We start from the raw sequence: 941 nt of genomic DNA, 5'->3' as shown, positions 1-941 counted from the left end.
TTGAACTCCGACGTGAACGAGCGGCGAGGGCGAGGCTTCTTCTTCCCCATGCTCTCCATGATGGACATCATCCTTCCGGGACCGAAGCCCCTGATCACTGATGTCCGTCAAAGCGGATCAAGCCCAATGACGTGGTTCATCGACGGCGCGGACGACGATCAAATGGATCTCGATGACGCGGTGAAGGCTCTGGAGGGTGTGGCTGCGGTGCTGAAGCAGTTGTCGAGTGATCAACGGCGTGACCTGCTCGATGTGCTTGGAGAGATGGCTGAGGCAGAGGCAGAGCCCGCGCGGCGGGAGTTTCTTGAGGCCTTCCCGCAGGACTTCGGACTGATCGATGAGTCGTGACGTCCGACCGTCGGCCCCGCCGCCCTCCAGGCGGCGGGGCCGACGGCTCAGGTAGCGGCGGGGATCAGCCAGCCTTGGCCGCCTCCTCAGCGCGGGCGCGGGTGCTGGCGAGGCGGTAGGAGTCGGTGCCGGTTTCGATGATGGTGCCGTTGAAGGTGAGGCGGTCGACGATGGCCGCGCAGAGGCGGGGGTCGGTGAAGGTCTTGGTCCAGCCGCCGAAGGACTCGTTTGAGGCGATGGCGACGCTGTTCTTCTCCTCGCGTTCGGTCAGGACCTGGAAGAGGAGTTCGGCGCCGTGGCGGTCGAGTTCCATGTAGCCGAGTTCGTCGATGCAGAGCAGGTCGACGCGGCCGTAGCGGGCGATCGTCTTGGAGAGCTGCTTCTCGTCGGCGGCCTCGACGAGCTCGTTGACCAGCTTGGTCGCCAGCACGTACTTGACCCGGTAGCCGGCCATCGCGGCCTCGGTTCCTAAGGCCTGTCTGATAATTGATCTTGTGGCAGGTCGAGGCGAGTTGACGGATGCGGCGTGGGAGCGGATAGAGCCCTTGCTGCCGCGCATGGACGGGCGTGGGCGTCCGTGGCGTGATCACCGG

The 941-nt window shown here is 64.8% G+C and carries 2 protein-coding genes and 1 pseudogene; 2 read left to right on the top strand and 1 reads right to left on the bottom strand.

The window, feature by feature from the left end; all coding sequences use genetic code 11:
* Nucleotides 1–348 (top strand): hypothetical protein (locus HYE82_RS39175; protein ID WP_306439698.1); only part of this gene is annotated, 348 nt, incomplete at its 5' end.
* Nucleotides 349–412: 64 nt separating this feature from the next.
* On the opposite strand, the pseudogene HYE82_RS36805 reads toward HYE82_RS39175, so the two are convergent.
* Nucleotides 413–820: pseudogene (locus tag HYE82_RS36805) on the bottom strand (ATP-binding protein); the annotation flags it as partial.
* Between the two features lie 22 nt (nt 821–842).
* On the opposite strand from HYE82_RS36805, the gene HYE82_RS39415 reads away from it, so the two are divergent.
* Nucleotides 843–941: transposase (locus HYE82_RS39415; RefSeq protein WP_369009814.1), on the top strand; the 99-nt coding region annotated here is incomplete at its 3' end.

Origin of the sequence: Streptomyces sp. BR123, assembly GCF_013401435.1 — a bacterium.
Taxonomy (GTDB): Bacteria; Actinomycetota; Actinomycetes; order Streptomycetales; family Streptomycetaceae; genus Streptomyces.
The sequence above is the reverse complement of the archived record's forward strand: the minus strand, read 5'-3'. Positions and strand labels throughout refer to the sequence as shown.